General features: G+C 44.9%; 1 protein-coding gene. It reads left to right on the top strand.

Annotated features, from left to right (window positions below):
* Window positions 1–1,235: AAA family ATPase (locus EDM53_RS04925; RefSeq protein WP_165379658.1), on the top strand; the 1,235-nt coding region annotated here is incomplete at both ends.

The following is a 1,235-nucleotide window of genomic DNA, read 5'->3' as shown; positions in this document are numbered from 1 at the left end:
GCTCGTGATATTTCTTTTTCTTTACCGTCTGAATTATCGGATGAAGAAAATATAGCACTAGCTCGTGAGTTTATTGCGACTAATTTTGTTGCGCTTGGTATGGTTGCTGACATGTGTATTCACAGAGGGTCTGGTGATGAGCAGCCTCACGTTCATTTAATGTTAACGACAAGAACTGTAGATGAGGATGGGTTCGGTCAGAAGAACACGGAATGGAATAGAAGGAGCTTGTATATAGGATGGAGGGAGGAATGGGCGAATGAGGCCAACAGGAATTTAGCGAAGGCTGATTTTGATATTAGGATAGATCATAGGAGCAACAAGGATAGGGGGATAGATTTAGAGCCGCAAAACAAGAAGGGTAGTGTTAATGCTCAGGAGCGTTTTACGAAGAAGGTCTTGGAGCACGAGGACATAGCAAGGAGGAATGGTGATGCAATATACGCGAATCCTGGCATAGCGCTGGACGCGCTCACGAAGTACACTTCTACATTTACACTTGTGGATTTAGCGAAATTTATAAACACCCACACGGTAGATCTGGAGCAGTTTGGGATGGTATACGAGCAGGTTAAGTCATCTAAATTGATGGTAAAATTGGGGGAAGACGAAAAGGGACGGGAGAGATACACATCGAAGGAGATGTTGGAGATAGAATACCGTATGGTGAGGCAAGCTGAAGGATTGGAGAGAAAGAGCTTTCACACGGTAGATTTGGAGATGCGAGAGAGTATATCTAAGAAATATGGATTCTCTGAGAACCAGGAAGAAGCATTTTACCACACGACGGGTGACAGGGATATATCGTGCATTGTAGGGTACGCGGGTACGGGAAAGAGCTATATGTTGTGTGCAGCTAGGGAGGTGTGGGAGAGGGAGGGGTATAATGTGGTAGGGATGACATTATCGGGTATAGCGGCGGAGGGTTTAGAGAGTGCGAGTGGGATTAAGAGTTATACGGTTGCTAACAGGCTGACGAATTGGGACAACGATAGAGAAAGAGTTAAAAAAAACGACATTATAGTTGTGGATGAGGCAGGTATGCTTGGTAGTAGGGCTTTAGGGCGTATTATAGATGAAGCAGTTTTGCACAATGCAAAAGTGGTGCTGGTAGGAGATCCGCGACAATTACAAGCGATAGAAGCTGGAGGTGCATTTAGGGGGATTTTGGAGAGAGTTGGACATGTTCACTTAAGTGAGATTAGAAGGCAAAAGGAGAATTGGCAGAAGGAGGC

The sequence above is a fragment of the Rickettsiales endosymbiont of Peranema trichophorum genome (assembly GCF_004210275.1).
Taxonomy (GTDB): domain Bacteria; phylum Pseudomonadota; class Alphaproteobacteria; order Rickettsiales; family Midichloriaceae; genus RICK02.
The sequence above is the reverse complement of the archived record's forward strand: the minus strand, read 5'-3'. Positions and strand labels throughout refer to the sequence as shown.